Source organism: Streptomyces sp. NPDC004284 (assembly GCF_042874035.1).
Classification (GTDB): domain Bacteria; phylum Actinomycetota; class Actinomycetes; order Streptomycetales; family Streptomycetaceae; genus Streptomyces.
In genome coordinates this window covers 19,304-36,000 of record NZ_JBIAMJ010000029.1, presented here as the reverse complement: position 1 = coordinate 36,000, position 16,697 = coordinate 19,304, and the positions used below count along the sequence as shown (strand labels likewise).

The window sequence follows — 16,697 nt, the reverse complement described above, 5'->3', positions numbered from 1 at the left end:
CTTCCTTCGTTCCCGTTTCCGGGCCCTCCGGGCGCTTCCTTCGTTTCCGACTCTATCAGATCTTTCCGATCCGATTTCCTCGGTGCTTTCCGGTCTCGAATTTGTATTTCTTCGAGGCCTTCCGGCGTGTTCCGACTTTATCAGAAGTTCTGAGTCGGATTTCCCGCCTCCTGGTTCGTCCTCCTGGCGCACGGTGGCGCCGGGGGCTTCCCGATCTGGCGGAGCCGTAAACGTACTGGAGCGGGGCGCCCCGATGCAAATCGAGGGGCCCCGCTCCGGTGACGCGCTGGTCAGACCCGCACGGGTCAGACCTCGATGACGACCGGGAGGATCATCGGGCGGCGGCGGTAGGTGTCGGAGACCCACTTGCCGACGGAGCGGCGGATCAGCTGCTGGAGCTGGTGGGGTTCGACGACGCCGTCCTGGGCCGACTTGTTGAGGGCCTGGTCGATCTTCGGGATCACCGCGTCGAAGGCGGAGTCGTCGATCCCGGAGCCGCGGGCGTGGATGTGCGGGCCGGCCGTGATCTTGCCGGTCGAGGAGTCCACGACGACGAAGACCGAGATGATGCCCTCCTCGCCGAGGATGCGGCGGTCCTTGAGGGAGGTCTCCGTGACGTCGCCGACCGAGAGGCCGTCCACGTACACGTAGCCCGCCTGGACCTTGCCGGTGATGCGGGCGCGGCCGTCGACCAGGTCGACGACGACGCCGTCCTCGGCGATGACGATGTGGTCCTTGGGGATGCCCGTCATCGCGCCGAGCTCGGCGTTGGCGCGCAGGTGGCGCCATTCGCCGTGGACCGGCATGAGGTTCTTCGGTCGGCAGATGTTGTAGAAGTACAGCAGCTCGCCGGCCGAGGCGTGGCCCGAGACGTGGACCTTGGCGTTGCCCTTGTGGACCACGTTCGCGCCCCAGCGGGTCAGGCCGTTGATCACGCGGTAGACCGCGTTCTCGTTGCCCGGGATGAGCGAGGACGCGAGGATCACCGTGTCGCCGGGGACGATGCGGATCTGGTGGTCGCGGTTGGCCATGCGGGACAGGGCCGCCATGGGCTCGCCCTGGGAACCCGTGCAGACCAGCACGACCTCGTCGTCCGGCAGGTCGTCGAGGGTCTTCACGTCCACGACGAGGCCGGCCGGGACCCGGAGGTAGCCCAGGTCTCGGGCGATGCCCATGTTGCGGACCATCGAGCGGCCGACGAAGGCGACCCGGCGGCCGTACTCGTGGGCGGCGTCGATGATCTGCTGGATGCGGTGCACGTGGCTGGCGAAGCTGGCCACGATGATGCGCTTCGGGGCGTTCGCGAAGACGTTCCGCAGGACGTTCGAGATGTCCCGCTCCGGCGGGACGAAGCCCGGGACCTCGGCGTTCGTCGAGTCGGACAGGAGGAGGTCGATGCCCTCCTCGCTGAGCCGCGCGAACGCGTGGAGGTCGGTCAGGCGGCCGTCCATCGGGAGCTGGTCCATCTTGAAGTCGCCGGTGGCGACGGCCATGCCCGCGGGGGTGCGGATGGCGACGGCCAGGGCGTCCGGGATGGAGTGGTTGACCGCGACGAACTCGCAGTCGAAGGGGCCCAGCTGCTCGCGGTCGCCCTCCTTCACCTCGAGGGTGTAGGGGCGGATGCGGTGCTCCTGGAGCTTCGCCTCGATCAGGGCGAGGGTCAGCTTGGAACCGATGAGCGGGATGTCCGGCTTCAGCCGGAGCAGGTAGGGGACGGCGCCGATGTGGTCCTCGTGGCCGTGCGTGAGCACGACGCCCTCGATGTCGTCGAGGCGGTCCCGGATGATGGTGAAGTCCGGCAGGATCAGGTCGATGCCGGGCTGCTCCTCCTCCGGGAAGAGGACGCCGCAGTCGACGATCAGCAGACGGCCGTCGAACTCGAAGACCGTCATGTTGCGGCCGATCTCACCGAGGCCGCCGAGCGGGATGACGCGCAGGCCGCCCTTGGGCAGCTTCGGCGGGGCGCCGAGTTCAGGATGCGGATGACTCAAAAGACTCTCCTCACCATGCGCGCCACGTACCGGTCGGGCACGTGGCGCGCATGACAATCGTGCACTTGCTGTTGTCAGTGTTCAGTTGTGAAGTCTGTTGTCAGAGTTCTACCCCGCCGGCGGCCAGGTCGACCTTGAGCTGGGCCGTCTCCTCCGGGGAGAGCTCGACGAGCGGCAGGCGCAGCGGGCCGGCCGGGAGGCCCTGGAGGGCGAGGGCGGCCTTGGTGGTCATGACGCCCTGGGTGCGGAACATGCCGGTGTAGACCGGGAGCAGCTTCTGGTGGATCTCGGTGGCCTTCTGGACGTCCCCGGCGAGGTGGGCCTCGACGAGGGCGCGGAGGTCGGGGGTGACGACGTGGCCGACGACCGAGACGAAGCCGCAGGCGCCCACGGAGAGCAGCGGCAGGTTGAGCATGTCGTCGCCGGAGTACCAGGCGAGGCCGGAGCGGGCGATGGCCCAGCTGGCGCGGCCGAGGTCGCCCTTGGCGTCCTTGTTGGCGACGATGCGGGGGTGCTCGGCGAGGCGGACGATCGTCTCGGTGTCGATCGGGACGCCGCTGCGGCCGGGGATGTCGTAGAGCATCACGGGGAGGCCGGTGGCGTCGGCGATGGCCGAGAAGTGCCGGTACAGGCCCTCCTGCGGGGGCTTGTTGTAGTACGGCGTGACGGCGAGGAGGCCGTGGGCGCCGTCGCGCTCGGCGGTGCGGGCGAGTTCGATGGAGTGGTGGGTGTCGTTGGTGCCGATGCCGGCGACGACGTGGGCGCGGTCGCCGACCGCCTCCAGTACCGCTCGTACGAGCTCCGATTTCTCCGCGTCGCTGGTGGTCGGGGACTCGCCGGTGGTGCCGTTGATGACGAGGCCGTCGTTGCCTGCGTCCACCAGGTGGGTGGCGAGTCGCTGGGCACCGTCGAGGTCGAGTGCGCCGTCCGCCGTGAAGGGCGTGACCATGGCGGTGAGGACCCGCCCGAAGGGGGTCTGCGGAGTGGAGATCGGAGCCATGGGTAACACGCTACTCGCTGCTCAGCGCCGGGTGTCCCCGAGGGGGACAGGTGAAAGGGAGCCCGGCGCTGCCTGCTCGGGGGTTCAGGCAGCGCCGGGTCCGTTTGATCAGCCTAGATGAACTTCTCGAAACGTCGCAATACGGACACTTCTCTGGTGTGTTCGGACATGCGTACCCCATGGGACTGGATGGTCGTCCAGCCCCCGTGGCCGCCCGCGGCGAAGGCGTCCTACCGGAGGATGAGATTCGGCCGCTTTGATGAAAAAGGGCACCAAAACGTCGTTTCCGTCGTCTGTACCTGTGACGCAGTACGACGAGAAGAAGGAGAGTGGCCCTGATGTTCAGCCGGAAAGAGGCCGTACCGTTCGCGTTCGTCGCGGAGGCCGACCACTTCCGCAGTAACGTCACTCCACCGCCCCGGGAGCGCCTCAGCGCCTCGCAGATCGTGGGCCGCACCCTGCTCGGGCTGACCGTCGTGGCCGGCCTCGCCGGGTCCCTCGTCTTCGGGATGCCCTCGCTCCAGTCGGGTGACTCGGCCACTCGTCACCAGCAGTCCGAGGCCTCCGACAACCGCTGAGGTAGCCTCACCGGGCACCGCCCCTTCGAGCGTGCTTGTGAGTGAGGACCTGTCGTGCCCCTGCCCTTCCTGACGGCCGACCGTGCTTTTGACACGACCGACCATGTCGCCCTGCCGTTCGACGACCACGATGAGTGGCGTCGTCCGTACCGGCCGGGGTCGTGGCGGGTGGGGACGGCGGCGCTCGCGCTGCTGCTCGCCTCGTTCGTCCTGCTCGCCGCCGTGATCATCGCGGCGGCCGGAGCCTTCGGCGGCGCGGGCGTCACGCTCGGCATCGCCGCGCTCGTCATCGTGGCCGCGCTGCGGATGCTGCGCATGGGCGCATGGGTGAGCCGCGCCGGTGTGCGGCGCGTGAGCTTCTTCTCGACCGTCACCGTCCCCTGGACCAAGGTGGTCTCCGTACGGACCGCCCAGCAGCCGGTGCGCTGGCTGGGTCTCCCCCGCACGGTCCAGGGCCAGGCCCTGGTGCTCGACCGGCAGGGTGGTGAGCAGCTGCTGCTGCTCACCACCCACAACGCCGACTTCCTCTCCCGGATCGAGGCCTTCGACCGGGCGGCCGACACGGTCGAGGCCTGGAACGCCGAGTACGGCACGGCCCCGGCCGTCACGCGCTGACCGGACGCCCCTCGTGGAGCGCGATGGCCCGCTGCATCGCCTTGCGGGCCCGGGGGGTGTCCCGGGCGTCGTGGTAGGCCACCGCGAGCCGGAACCAGCAGCGCCAGTCCTCGGGTGAGTCCTCCGCCTCGGCCTTGCGCCGGGCGAAGACCTCGTCGGCCGAGTCCCGGTCGATCCGGCCGCCCTGGGTGCGCTGCAGCTCGTCGACGGGCAGGCCGCCCTCGGCCTCCAGCTCGGCGGCCAGGCGGTTGGCCCGGCGCGCGAAGCTCGTGTTCTTCCAGAGGAACCAGCCGCCGACGACGGGCAGCAGGAACGCGACGGCGCCCATGCCCATGGCGGCCGGCTCGCCCGTGAGGAGGAGCAGGACGCCCTCCATGCCCACCACGCCGAAGACGAGCACCAGCACGGTGGCCAGGAAGACGTACGTGATCTTTCCGCCCATGACCGTCAGCCCAGGTCCAGGAAGTGCTCCAGGCCGAAGGTGAGGCCCGGGGCGGAGACGACACGGCGGGCGCCCAGGAGGATGCCCGGCATGAAGCTGGAGTGGTGCAGGGAGTCGTGCCGGACGGTGAGGGTCTCGCCCTCGCCGCCGAGCAGCACCTCCTGGTGGGCCAGCAGGCCCCGGAGGCGTACGGCGTGAACGGGGACGCCGTCCACGTTCGCCCCGCGCGCGCCGTCGAGGGCGGTGGTCGTGGCGTCGGGCTGCGGGGCGCAGCCTGCCTTCGACCGGGCCTCGGCGATCAGCTGGGCGGTGCGGGTGGCGGTGCCGGAGGGGGCGTCCACCTTGTTCGGGTGGTGGAGTTCGACGACCTCGACCGACTCGAAGTACGGGGCGGCGATCTGCGCGAACTTCATGGTGAGGACCGCGCCGATGGAGAAGTTCGGCGCGATGAGGACGCCGGTCTCCGGGGAGGCGGCGAGCCAGGTGTTCAGCTGCGCGAGGCGGTCCTCGGTCCAGCCGGTGGTGCCGACCACCGCGTGGATGCCGTGGCGCACGCAGAAGTCGAGGTTCTCCATCACGGAGTCCGGGGTGGTCAGCTCGACGACGACCTGGGCGCCCGCCTCCGTGAGCGCCTCCAGGCCGTCGCCGCGGCCCAGGGCCGCGACCAGTTCCATGTCCTCGGCGGCCTCGACGGCCTTCACGGCCTCGGAGCCGATGCGGCCCTTGGCTCCGAGGACCGCCACACGCAGCTTGCTCATTGCTCTTCCTTACGGGACTTGTGGGTCAGGAGACCGCTTGGTGGAGGCGGTCCGCCTGCTTGTCCTTCAGCGGGCCGATCACCGACAGCGAGGGCCGCTGCTCCAGTACATCGCGGGCGACCTCGCGGACCTCGTCCGGGGTGACCGCCGCGATCCGGGCCAGCATGTCGTCGACCGACATCTGGGTGCCCCAGCACAGCTCGCTCTTGCCGATGCGGTTCATCAGCGCGCCGGTGTCCTCCAGGCCGAGCACGGTCGAGCCGGAGAGCTGGCCGACGGCGCGGTTGATCTCCTCGTCCGTGAGGCCGTCGGAGGCGACCTTGCCGAGCTCGTCGCGGCAGATCTTCAGGACGTCGTGCACCTGGCTGGGCCGGCAGCCCGCGTACACGCCGAAGAGGCCGCAGTCGGCGAAGCCCGAGGTGTACGAGTACACGCTGTAGGCCAGGCCGCGCTTCTCGCGGACCTCCTGGAAGAGCCGGGAGGACATGCCGCCGCCGAGGGCGGTGTTCAGCACGCCGAGGGCCCAGCGGCGCTCGTCGGTGCGGGCCAGGCCCGGCATGCCGAGGACCACGTGGGCCTGCTCGGTCTTGCGGTTCAGGAGCTCGACGCGGCCCGCCGTACGGAGGGTCCGGGTGCCCTCGCGGGGGGCGACGGGGACGGCGTCCGTACGGGTCAGGGCGCCGGCCTTCTCGAAGGCGCGGCGGACCTGGCGCACCACCGTGGCGTGGTCGACGTTGCCCGCGGCGGCGACGACCAGGTGGGTCGGGTCGTAGTGCTTCTTGTAGAAGCGGGCGATCTGGCCGCGGCTGAGCGCGTTGATGGTGTCGACGGTGCCGAGGACCGGGCGGCCCAGCGGGGTGTCGCCGAACATCGTCTGCGCGAACAGTTCGTGCACGACGTCACCGGGGTCGTCCTCGGTCATCGCGATCTCTTCGAGGATGACACCGCGCTCGGCGTCCACGTCCTCTTCGAGGATGAGCGAGTCGGTGAGCATGTCGCAGACGACGTCGATCGCCAGCGGCAGGTCGGTGTCGAGGACCCGGGCGTAGTAGCAGGTGTACTCCTTCGCCGTGAAGGCGTTCATCTCGCCGCCGACCGCGTCGAGCGCGGCGGAGATGTCGAGGGCGGACCGCTTGCGGGTGCCCTTGAAGAGGAGGTGCTCCAGGTAGTGGGTGGCGCCGTTGAGCGCCGGGGTCTCGTCGCGGGAGCCGACGTGCGCCCAGATGCCGAAGGTGGCGGAGCGCACGGAGGGGAGGGTCTCGGTGACGATCCGCAGGCCTCCGGGGAGGGTCGTGCGGCGGACCGTGCCGATGCCGTCCTTGCCGGGGAGAAGCGTTTGGGTACGGGCGACGGCCCGCCCCTCCGAGGAGGGGCGGGCCGTCGCGCGGGAACTACGGGACGTCACTGGTCGGAGGCGTCCTTGTCGTTCTCCTCGCCCTCGATCACGGGGATCAGGGAGAGCTTGCCGCGCTGGTCGATCTCGGCGATCTCGACCTGGACCTTGGAGCCGATCGCGAGCACGTCCTCGACGTTCTCCACGCGCTTGCCACCGGCGAGCTTGCGGATCTGCGAGATGTGCAGCAGGCCGTCCTTGCCCGGGAGCAGGGAGACGAAGGCACCGAAGGTGGTGGTCTTGACGACCGTGCCCAGGTAGCGCTCGCCGACCTCCGGCATGGTCGGGTTGGCGATGCCGTTGATCGTGGCGCGGGCGGCCTCGGCCTGCGAGCCCTGCTGGGCACCGATGTAGATGGTGCCGTCGTCCTCGATCGTGATCTCGGCGCCGGTGTCCTCCTGGATCTGGTTGATCATCTTGCCCTTGGGGCCGATGACCTCACCGATCTTGTCCACCGGGATCTTGACGGTGATGATGCGCGGCGCGTTCGGGGACATCTCGTCCGGAACGTCGATCGCCTCGTTCATCACGTCGAGGATGTGCAGACGCGCGTCGCGGGCCTGCTTCAGCGCGGCGGCCAGGACCGAGGCGGGGATGCCGTCGAGCTTGGTGTCGAGCTGGAGCGCGGTCACGAACTGCTTCGTGCCGGCGACCTTGAAGTCCATGTCGCCGAAGGCGTCCTCCGCACCGAGGATGTCGGTGAGGGCGACGTAGTGCGTCTGGCCGTCGATCTCCTCGGAGATCAGACCCATGGCGATACCGGCGACGGCGGCCTTGAGCGGCACACCGGCGTTCAGCAGCGACATGGTGGAGGCGCAGACCGAGCCCATCGACGTCGAACCGTTGGAGCCGAGGGCCTCGGACACCTGGCGGATCGCGTAGGGGAACTCCTCGCGCGTCGGCAGCACCGGCACGATGGCGCGCTCGGCGAGCGCGCCGTGGCCGATCTCGCGGCGCTTGGGCGAGCCCACGCGGCCGGTCTCACCGACGGAGTACGGCGGGAAGTTGTAGTTGTGCATGTAGCGCTTGCGGGTCACCGGGGAGAGGGTGTCCAGCTGCTGCTCCATGCGGAGCATGTTGAGGGTGGTGACGCCCAGGATCTGGGTCTCGCCACGCTCGAACAGCGCCGAGCCGTGCACGCGCGGGATGGCCTCGACCTCGGCCGCGAGCGTACGGATGTCCGTGAGACCACGGCCGTCGATGCGGACCTTGTCCTTGATGACGCGCTCGCGGACCAGCTTCTTGGTCAGCGCGCGGTAGGCACCGCCGATCTCCTTCTCGCGGCCCTCGAAGGCCGGGAGGAGCTTCTCGGCGGCGATCTCCTTGATGCGGTCGAGCTCGGCCTCGCGCTCCTGCTTGCCGGCGATGGTGAGCGCCTTGGCGAGCTCACCCTTGACGGCGGCGGTGAGCGCCTCCAGGACGTCGTCCTGGTAGTCGAGGTAGACCGGGAACTCGCCGGTGGGCTTGGCGGCCTTGGCGGCGAGGTCCGACTGGGCCTTGCAGAGGACCTTGATGAAGGGCTTCGCGGCCTCGAGACCGGCGGCGACGACCTCCTCGGTCGGCGCCTCGGCGCCGCCCTTGACGAGCTCGATCGTCCGCTCGGTGGCCTCGGCCTCGACCATCATGATCGCGACGTCGCCGTCCTCCAGGACGCGACCCGCGACGACCATGTCGAAGACGGCGTCCTCGAGCTCGGTGTGCGTCGGGAAGGCGACCCACTGGCCCTTGATCAGGGCGACGCGGGTGGCACCGATGGGGCCGGAGAAGGGCAGGCCCGCCAGGATCGTCGAAGCGGAGGCGGCGTTGATCGCGACCACGTCGTACAGGTGGTCGGGGTTGAGCGCCATGATCGTCTCGACGATCTGGATCTCGTTGCGCAGGCCCTTCTTGAAGGAGGGGCGCAGCGGGCGGTCGATCAGGCGGCAGGTGAGGATCGCGTCCTCGGAGGGGCGGCCCTCCCGGCGGAAGAAGGAGCCGGGGATCTTGCCGGCCGCGTACTGCCGCTCCTCGACGTCCACCGTCAGGGGGAAGAAGTCGAGCTGGTCCTTGGGGCGCTTCGAGGCGGTGGTCGCGGAAAGGACCATCGTGTCGTCGTCCAGGTAGGCGACGGCGGAGCCGGCGGCCTGCTTGGCGAGACGGCCGGTCTCGAAGCGGATGGTGCGGGTGCCGAAGGTGCCGTTGTCGATGACGGCCTCGGCGTAGTGGGTCTCGTTCTCCACTATGGGTTTCTCCTACGTGTTCGTCTTTGCGTCCTTCGGCCCGTGTGGCCGGGGACGGTGTGCGACGGGGGCGGAGAGCTCGCCTAGGGTGCGGGCCGGTCTTCGATCGAAGCACCCGGGCATTCGGTTCCGGGGGCCACTACCGAGGACCGGCGGCTGGCCGGCGGCTTCGCGCTCGTCGTATGGGGTTGTGCGACCAGACTAAGTGCCGGTGCGCACTTTGTGCACGTACAGCAAAGGGAGCGGCCCCCTGAAAGTGGGAACCGCTCCCTTCACGGCGTCCTTACTTGGCGCCGCCGGCCGCACCGCGGCGGATGCCGAGGCGGTCGACCAGCGTACGGAAGCGCTGGATGTCCTTCTTGGCCAGGTACTGCAGCAGGCGGCGGCGCTGGCCGACCAGGATCAGCAGGCCACGACGGGAGTGGTGGTCGTGCTTGTGCTGCTTGAGGTGCTCGGTCAGGTCCGAGATGCGACGGGACAGCATGGCGACCTGGACCTCGGGGGAGCCGGTGTCGCCCTCCTTGGTGCCGAACTCGGCCATGATCTGCTTCTTGACAGCGGCGTCGAGAGCCACGCGGATCTCCTCTTGGTGTTCGTGCGCCCGCGAGTGCCCCTGGTCTAGGTCTCAGGGGAAGCTTCCGTGACTCGACGGGCGAAGGTCCGATGGGCGCAGCTTCCAGAGGCTTCCGAGTGGTCTCGGGGGCGTTCCAGGAGCGCGTACACAAACGGCCGTCACACAGCGTACCAGCTCGGCGGAGCGCGCCCGGATCCCTTTCCTCACTTGCTGGTGAGGGAGCGGACCTGGCTGAAGACGTCGAGGACCGCGAGGGCGAGCGGGACGAGGGAGAGCAGGACGAAGCCCTCGGCCAGGTCGAGGAGCCGGCCCCAGAACGGGGAGAGGCCCTTCCTCGGGATGATCAGGCCGATCGCGGTGACCAGCGCGGCGCCGGCGGCGACGGCGGCGGTGAGCCAGATCGTACGGATGTCGAGGCCGCCCCGGTCCCCGTACATGAGGAGGTCCTTGACCAGGTCGGCCGGCGGGTTGAGGGAGAGGCCGAGGACGAGCAGCGCGATGGCGGCGATGCCGGCGACGAGGACGCAGACGACCTGCGAGGTGTACCGGAAGAGGCGGGCGCGCAGCAGCATCGCGAGGCCGCCGGCGAGGGCGAGGAGCTGGCCCCAGACGTTTCCGGCGAAGCCGAGGACGGCGGCGGAGCCGACGAGGACGGCCGCGCAGCCGCCGACCAGGCCGAGGAGCATCTCGTGGCCGCGGCGGGCCTGGAGCGCGATGCGCTCCGCGTCGACGGGCTGCACCTCCTCGCCCGGCTGCGGATCGGCGGAGAACTCGTCGTCGGCGGCGCTGCGCGGGGCGGCGTAGCCGATGGGGAGCCGGGCGAAGCGGGCGGAGAGGCCGGGCAGGAAGGCGACGAGACCTATGGCGACGGGGGCGCAGGCGGCCGCGGTCTCGGAGGCGGAGAGCTCGGTGAGGATCGCCAGGAAGGTGGCGAGGGTGCCGGTGCCGGCGAGGAAGGTGGCCGCCACGAAGGGGGCGTCGCCGCTGGGGGTGAGCGCGACGAGGGCCACGGAGGCGACGAGGACGGTGACGCAGCCGAGCAGGAACTGCAGGCGGCCGGGGCCCTGGCCGGCGTCGGGGGCGATGATGCCGGAGCCGGCGATGAGGAGCAGCGGCAGGGCGCCGAGGCCGAGGGCGACGGCGGTCGCCCGGTCCGCGTAGACGCGGGCGCGGACGCCGGCGAAGGCGGTGAGGAGGAGTCCGGCGGCGCCCGCGATGATCCCGGGGAGGCTGTGCATGTCGTGGCGGACCGGGTCGGCGAACCAGAGGACGAAGCCCATGAGGACGAGGAGCAGCACGCCGCCGAGGAGTCCGGCGCCGCGCAGCAGTTCGTCGCTCCACAGGTGCCGGTCGCGGGTGACGGCGGAGGCGACGGCGTCGGACACGTCGTCGTAGACGGCCGGCGGGAGGGACTGGGCGAAGGGGCGCAGGGAGAGCACCTCGCCGTCGAGGACCTGCTGGGCGGCGAGGGTGCGGGCGCCGTCGAGGACGGATCCGTCGCGGCGGACCAGGTGGTAGCCGGTCGGGGTGCCCGCGGTCTGGGTCTGCCCGGTGAGGCGCAGGATCTCGGGGTAGACGTCGGCGACGGCGATGTCCTCGGGGAGCGCGACGTCGATGCGGCTGTCCGGCGCCACGACGGTGACGCGGCAGAAGCCGGTCGCTGCGGTCGTACTCACGTGTGTGGACCCCCTGATTCGCGGTTGCGCCCGTCGGATGCGCGGTTGCGCGCGTTCTTATTCGCGGTTGCGCACGATGCGCGCGCCACCCTACCGGGGACGGCCGGTGGGGGCTGCAAGTAGGATCGCCGTCCCATGGGGGAAGTCCGCGCGCTCGGCTGCCGACAGGGGTGGCGTACGGATGCTCCCGCCACGAGCCCACCTCCAACGAGGGATTGATGCGCCGGTGAGCCAGATCGTCGTCAAACGCCCGCCGAGGTCCCTTCCTCCGGAAGTGCCCGGTGAGGAACTGGTCCTGGAGTCTCCGCCGGAACTTCCGCGGGGGCAGCAGGAGTCGGCGTTGATGCAGCTCCTGCCGATGCTCGGCATGGGCTCGTCGGTCGTCTTCTTCTTCATGACGCCGTCGGCGATCATGCGGATCATGGGCACGCTGATGCTGGCGTCGACGGTCGCGATGGCCGTCGCCCAGTTCGTCAGATTCCGTCGCGGTACGCAGGGGCAAATGTCCGATGTCCGCCGTGACTACCTCAAATACCTCGCGCAGACCCGGCGTACGGTCCGGCGCACGGCGCGCAAGCAGCGGGACGCGCAGTTGTACCTGCACCCGGCCCCCGAGCAGTTGTGGTCGGTGGTGGCCGAGGGTTCCCGGGTGTGGGAGCGGCGGGTCGGCGACCATGACTTCGGGCAGGCGCGGATAGGCCTGGGGGCGCAGCAGTTGGCGACGCCGCTCGTGGCGCCGGACACGGCTCCGGTGGACGAGCTGGAGCCGCTGTGCGCGGGGGCGATGCAGCAGTTCCTGGCGGTGCACGGCACGTTGGACGGGCTGCCGATGGCGGTCTCGATGCGGGCGTTCTACCACGTGACGGTGTCGGGCGAGCCGGAGTCGGCGTACGCCGCGGCGCGGGCGCTCGTGGCGCAGCTGGTGACGCTGCACTCCCCCGACGACCTGATGCTCGCCGTGGTGGCGTCGCGGCCGGCGCAGGAGCGCTGGGACTGGACGAAGTGGCTGCCGCACACCCAGGTGCCGGGGCAGGTCGACGGGGCCGGTACGAAGCGGCTGTTCGGCGACGACCTCGGTGAGCTGGAGAACCTGGTCCGCTCGAAGCTGGACGGGCGGCCGCGGTTCTCCCGGGAGAACCAGCCGGTGCTCGACCAGCCGCACGTGGTGGTGGTCCTGGACTCCGATTCCACCCGCGGTGGCCTGGTGCCGCCGGACTCGCTGCTCGCGGCCGCGGAGGGTCTTCAGGGCGTGACGATCGTGGAGGTCGTCTCGGGTGAGCTCGACGAGCCGCGCGGCGGCCTCTCGGTGGTGGTACGGCCGGGCCGGCTGCGTCTGGAGTCGGGCGGCGGCTTCGCGTACGAGGGGCTTCCGGACGGCATCTCGCTGCCGGCGGCCGAGGCGCTGGCCCGGCAGCTGGCGCCGCTGCGGATGGGCGGCGGGGACGACGACGAGCCGCTGCTCGCCAATCTGGACTTCACGGATCTGCTGAACCTGGGCGACGCGGCCTCGGTGGACGTGGCGCGGACCTGGCGGCCCCGGTCGGTGGCCGAGCGGCTGCGCGTGCCGATCGGTGTCGGCGAGGACGGGCAGCCGGTCATGCTGGACCTGAAGGAGGCCGCGCAGGAGGGCATGGGCCCGCACGGTCTGTGCGTCGGCGCGACGGGTTCCGGCAAGTCGGAGCTGCTGCGCACGCTGGTGCTCGGTCTGGCGGTGACGCACTCCTCGGAGACGCTGAACTTCGTCCTCGCGGACTTCAAGGGCGGTGCGACCTTCGCGGGCATGTCGCAGATGCCGCACGTGGCGGCGGTCATCACCAACCTCGCCGACGACCTGACGCTCGTCGACCGCATGGGCGACGCGATCCGCGGCGAGCTCCAGCGGCGGCAGGAGCTGCTGCGCTCGGCGGGCAACTACGCGAACATCCACGACTACGAGAAGGCGCGGGCGGCGGGTGCCCCGCTGGAGCCGCTGGCCTCGCTGGTCCTGGTGATCGACGAGTTCTCCGAGCTCCTCACCGCGAAGCCGGACTTCATCGACATGTTCATCCAGATCGGCCGCATCGGCCGGTCGCTCGGTGTGCACCTGCTGCTCGCCTCGCAGCGCCTGGAGGAGGGCAAGCTGCGCGGCCTGGACACGTACCTCTCGTACCGGATCGGTCTGCGGACCTTCTCGGCGGCGGAGTCGCGGACGGCGATCGGCGTGCCGGACGCGTACCACCTGCCGTCGGTGCCCGGTTCGGGCTATCTGAAGTTCGGTACGGACGAGATGACCCGCTTCAAGGCGGCGTACGTCTCGGGGACGTACCGGACGGGCGGGCCGCGCCTGGAGATCGGGCAGCTGCCGGTGGAGCGGCGGCCCGCGGTCTTCACGGCGGCGCCGGTGCCGGTGGTGTACGCGGCGCCGGACCCGGCCTACCTGGCGGAGCGGCGCGCGGAGGAGGACGACGCGCTCGCGGACACGGTCCTCGACGTGATCGTGCGGCGTCTCGAGGGCCAGGGGGTGCCGGCGCACCAGGTGTGGCTGCCGCCGCTGGACCAGGCGCCCTCGCTCGACCAGTTGCTTCCGGGGCTCGCACAGACGGCGGACCGGGGGCTCACGGCGACGGAGTACACGCGTCAGGGCGGTCTGACCGTGCCGCTCGGGCTCATCGACAAGCCGTTCGAGCAGCGGCGCGAGGTGCTGTACCGGGACTTCTCGGGCGCGGCCGGTCACATGATGGTGGTCGGCGGTCCGCAGTCCGGCAAGTCGACGATCATGCGGGCCCTCATCGCCTCGTTCGCGCTCACGCACACCCCGGCCGAAGTGCAGTTCTACTGCCTGGACTTCGGTGGTGGCGGCATGGTCTCGCTGGCCGACCTGCCGCACGTCGGCGGGGTGGCGTCCCGGCTCGACCCGGAGCGGGTGCGCCGGACGGTCGCGGAGGTCATGGGCGTCCTGAACCGGCGGGAGGAGTTCTTCCGCGCGCACTCCATCGACTCGATCGCGACCTACCGGCGCAGGCGGGCCGCGGGCGAACTGCCGGGCGAGGCCTGGGGCGACGTCTTCCTGGTCGTGGACGGTTGGGGCAGCTTCCGCAACGACTACGACGTGCTGGAGCCGATCGTCTCCGACATCGCGGCGCGCGGTCTGGGCTACGGCATCCACGTCGTGATCACCGCCGCCCGGTACATGGAGGTGCGGGCGGCGCTCAAGGACCAGATGCTGGGCCGGCTCGAACTGCGGCTCGGTGACGTCATGGACTCGGAGTTCGACCGGAAGGTCGCGGCGAACGTGCCGACCGGTGTGCCGGGCCGCGGCCAGGTGCCGGAGAAGCTGCACTTCATGGGGGCGCTGCCGCGGATCGACGGGTCGAGCTCCTCGGCCGACCTCTCGGACGGCACGGCGGCGTTCGTCCAGGCCGTGAAGGCGAGCTGGACGGGGGCCCCGGCGCCGGCGGTGCGGCTGCTGCCGCGCAAGCTTCCGGCGGAGCAGCTGCCGAAGGGCTTCGAGTATCCGCAGCACGGCATCGCGATCGGCATCGACGAGACGAACCTGGAGCCGGTGTTCGTCGACTTCGAGTCGGATCCGTTCTTCCTGATCTTCGGCGAGAGCGAGTCCGGCAAGACGGCGCTGCTGCGGCTGATCGCCAAGCAGCTGTGCGAGCGGTACTCGCCGGAGCAGGCGCGGATCGTGGTGGGCGACTACCGGCGGACGATGCTGGAGGCGGTGGCGCCCTCGCACCTCCTGGAGTACGCGCCGATGGCCTCGGCCATGCAGCTGCACATGGACGCGGTCAACACGGTGATGACGAAGCGGGCGCCGAAGCCCGACATCACGCCGCAGCAGCTGCGGGACCGCAGCTGGTGGACGGGTCCCCAACTGTTCGTCCTGGTCGACGACTTCGAGCTGGTGGCCACCAACTCGGGGAATCCGCTGGCGGTCCTGGTGGAGAACCTGCCGTTCGCGCGGGACGTCGGCATCCGGTTCATCGTGGCCCGCAGTCAGGCGGGTGCCTCCCGGGCGATGTACGAGCCGTTCATGCAGCGGATGCGGGAGCTGGGCGCGCAGGGCGTGCTCCTCTCCGGCGACCCGCAGGAGGGCGACATCCTCGGCGGCGTCCGGGCGCGGCCGATGCCTCCGGGCCGGGCCACGTTCGTCTCGCGGAAGCGCGGGACGCCGCTGGTGCAGCTGGGCTGGCTGCCCGAACAGCACTGAGCTCGCCCGAGAGTGCGGAGCTTCGCCGAACAGCGCGGAGCTTCGCCCGGCAGCGCGGAGCTTCGCGGAACAGCGCGGAGCGGAGCGGTCCCTCCCACTACTGTGAGGGGGACCGCCGTACCACCGCGAAGGGAAAGCGCCGATGACCGACGCACACGAGAGCACCAGCGAGAGCGCGGCCGCCGCCCTCGCCGCCGAGAAGGAGCGCCAGAAGGACGAGCTGTACGCGCTCGACATCTCCGGCGTCGAGTGGGAGGGCGCCCCGGGGACGAGCCCGGACGAGGAGCGCGTGGAGATCGCGCGGCTTCCCGAGGGCGCGGTGGCGATGCGTTCGTCCCTCGACAGGGACACGGTGCTGCGCTACACGAAGGCCGAGTGGGACGCGTTCGTCCTGGGGGCCCGTGACGGCGAGTTCGACCTGCGTTAGCGGATACGCGTGAGGGGGTGGCCCGCCGGAGCGGGCCACCCCCTCACGCGTCTGCGCGTGGTCTCACATCATGCGGAACCGGGCGGCGTTGCCCTTGTCGGTGTCCTGGTACCCGGCGACCGACTCGTCGAGGAGCTGGGCGATGCGCGCCAGGTCCTCGTTCATGCCGGCCATGTCGCGGGTCAGGCGGTCCTGGCTCTCGCGGTAGGCGATCTTCGCCTCGCCCTCCCAGTTGGAGGCGACGCGGTTGACCTCGGCCATGAGGTCGTCGAGCTTCTGCGTGAGGGTGCTGGAGGTGAGGCGGGTGTCGGCCGCCGCCTGCGTCACGGTGTCGTAATTGACCGCAGTGGTCATGGTGTTGACTCCTCGGGTGAGAGTGGCGCGGAGGACTGGTCGGGTCGTACGGCTCAGATGCCGAGGATGGCGCTCTGACCGCCGGAGGCGCCGACGCCGGAGCTGTTGTCCATCTGGCGGAAGGACCGCAGACGGTCCTCCTCCTCCTGCGAGAAGCCGTCGGCACTCATGCGCATGATCTCCTGGAGCCGGGAGAGCTCAGCGCGCATGCTGCGCAGACGCTGGTTCAGGTCGTTCTGGACCCGGTCGTACTCCTTGCTCGCAGCGCCCTGCCAGCCGGCCTGGACACGGTCCACCACGCCGTTGAGGGAGGTGATGCGGGCCTGAAGCTCGTCGGAGTAGTCCTGGATCCGGCCGGCGAGCTTGATTTGTTCGGCACTGGTTACGTTCAGGTCTTTCGACATCTTGCCCCTTCTTCCTTCGGCGGCGTCGACGGACGGGCCGTCGGGCCTTCCGGTCGTGATGCGGACGGGAA

The 16,697-nt window shown here is 70.4% G+C and carries 14 protein-coding genes; 4 read left to right on the top strand and 10 right to left on the bottom strand.

Features of this window, described 5'->3' with window-relative positions; all coding sequences use genetic code 11:
* Positions 1–305 precede the first annotated feature (305 nt).
* Both ACFYUS_RS38255 and dapA read right to left on the bottom strand, forming a co-directional pair.
* Positions 306–1,991: a ribonuclease J gene (locus ACFYUS_RS38255; RefSeq protein ID WP_388862788.1), complete on the bottom strand. Its 1,686-nt coding sequence runs from the start codon at positions 1,989–1,991 to the stop codon at positions 306–308.
* Between the two features lie 100 nt (positions 1,992–2,091).
* Positions 2,092–2,991, bottom strand: a complete 900-nt coding sequence (gene dapA / locus ACFYUS_RS38250) for a 4-hydroxy-tetrahydrodipicolinate synthase (protein ID WP_388862786.1) — start codon at positions 2,989–2,991, stop codon at positions 2,092–2,094.
* A gap of 338 nt (positions 2,992–3,329) precedes the next feature.
* On the opposite strand from dapA, the gene ACFYUS_RS38245 reads away from it, so the two are divergent.
* Positions 3,330–3,569 (top strand): hypothetical protein, encoded by a 240-nt coding sequence (locus tag ACFYUS_RS38245; RefSeq protein WP_388862784.1) that lies wholly within the window; start codon positions 3,330–3,332, stop codon positions 3,567–3,569.
* 54 nt (positions 3,570–3,623) lie between these two features.
* Positions 3,624–4,184 (top strand): hypothetical protein, encoded by a 561-nt coding sequence (locus tag ACFYUS_RS38240; RefSeq protein WP_388862782.1) that lies wholly within the window; start codon positions 3,624–3,626, stop codon positions 4,182–4,184.
* On the opposite strand, the gene ACFYUS_RS38235 is transcribed toward ACFYUS_RS38240, so the two are convergent.
* The 6 genes from ACFYUS_RS38235 to eccD form a co-directional block, all read right to left on the bottom strand.
* Positions 4,174–4,626, bottom strand: coding sequence for a hypothetical protein (locus tag ACFYUS_RS38235; protein ID WP_388862780.1), 453 nt, complete (start codon positions 4,624–4,626; stop codon positions 4,174–4,176). The two genes, ACFYUS_RS38240 and ACFYUS_RS38235, sit on opposite strands and share 11 nt — an antisense overlap.
* Positions 4,627–4,631: 5 nt before the next feature.
* Positions 4,632–5,384 carry a 4-hydroxy-tetrahydrodipicolinate reductase gene (gene dapB / locus ACFYUS_RS38230; RefSeq protein ID WP_388862778.1) on the bottom strand — a complete coding sequence of 251 codons (753 nt, stop codon included), beginning with the start codon at positions 5,382–5,384 and terminating at the stop codon, positions 4,632–4,634.
* A gap of 25 nt (positions 5,385–5,409) precedes the next feature.
* Positions 5,410–6,789, bottom strand: coding sequence for a M16 family metallopeptidase (locus ACFYUS_RS38225; RefSeq protein WP_388862776.1), 1,380 nt, complete (start codon positions 6,787–6,789; stop codon positions 5,410–5,412).
* Positions 6,786–8,996, bottom strand: coding sequence for a polyribonucleotide nucleotidyltransferase (locus tag ACFYUS_RS38220; RefSeq protein ID WP_388862774.1), 2,211 nt, complete (start codon positions 8,994–8,996; stop codon positions 6,786–6,788). The genes ACFYUS_RS38225 and ACFYUS_RS38220 overlap by 4 nt, the downstream gene beginning before the upstream one ends.
* Before the next feature lie 283 nt (positions 8,997–9,279).
* The gene (rpsO, locus tag ACFYUS_RS38215; RefSeq protein ID WP_015036567.1) at positions 9,280–9,570 is read right to left on the bottom strand and encodes a 30S ribosomal protein S15; all 291 of its coding nucleotides are present in this window, start codon (positions 9,568–9,570) and stop codon (positions 9,280–9,282) included.
* A 203-nt stretch (positions 9,571–9,773) separates the two neighbouring features.
* Complete coding sequence (gene eccD, locus ACFYUS_RS38210) at positions 9,774–11,246, bottom strand: type VII secretion integral membrane protein EccD (RefSeq protein WP_388862772.1); 1,473 nt, start codon at positions 11,244–11,246, stop codon at positions 9,774–9,776.
* Between the two features lie 226 nt (positions 11,247–11,472).
* Between eccD and eccCa the strand changes: the two genes are divergently transcribed.
* Both eccCa and ACFYUS_RS38200 read left to right on the top strand, forming a co-directional pair.
* Positions 11,473–15,441 carry a type VII secretion protein EccCa gene (gene eccCa, locus ACFYUS_RS38205; protein WP_388862770.1) on the top strand — a complete coding sequence of 1,323 codons (3,969 nt, stop codon included), beginning with the start codon at positions 11,473–11,475 and terminating at the stop codon, positions 15,439–15,441.
* 142 nt (positions 15,442–15,583) lie between these two features.
* A complete protein-coding gene (locus tag ACFYUS_RS38200) occupies positions 15,584–15,868 on the top strand; it encodes a DUF397 domain-containing protein (RefSeq protein ID WP_388862768.1) in 285 nt (94 codons plus the stop codon).
* A gap of 63 nt (positions 15,869–15,931) precedes the next feature.
* Here the strand turns inward: ACFYUS_RS38200 and ACFYUS_RS38195 are convergent, their stop codons facing one another.
* Together ACFYUS_RS38195 and ACFYUS_RS38190 are read right to left on the bottom strand one after the other, a co-directional pair.
* Complete coding sequence (locus ACFYUS_RS38195; RefSeq protein WP_388862766.1) at positions 15,932–16,222, bottom strand: WXG100 family type VII secretion target; 291 nt, start codon at positions 16,220–16,222, stop codon at positions 15,932–15,934.
* A gap of 53 nt (positions 16,223–16,275) precedes the next feature.
* Positions 16,276–16,626, bottom strand: a complete 351-nt coding sequence (locus tag ACFYUS_RS38190) for a WXG100 family type VII secretion target (protein ID WP_388862764.1) — start codon at positions 16,624–16,626, stop codon at positions 16,276–16,278.
* Between the last annotated feature and the right edge of the window lie 71 nt (positions 16,627–16,697).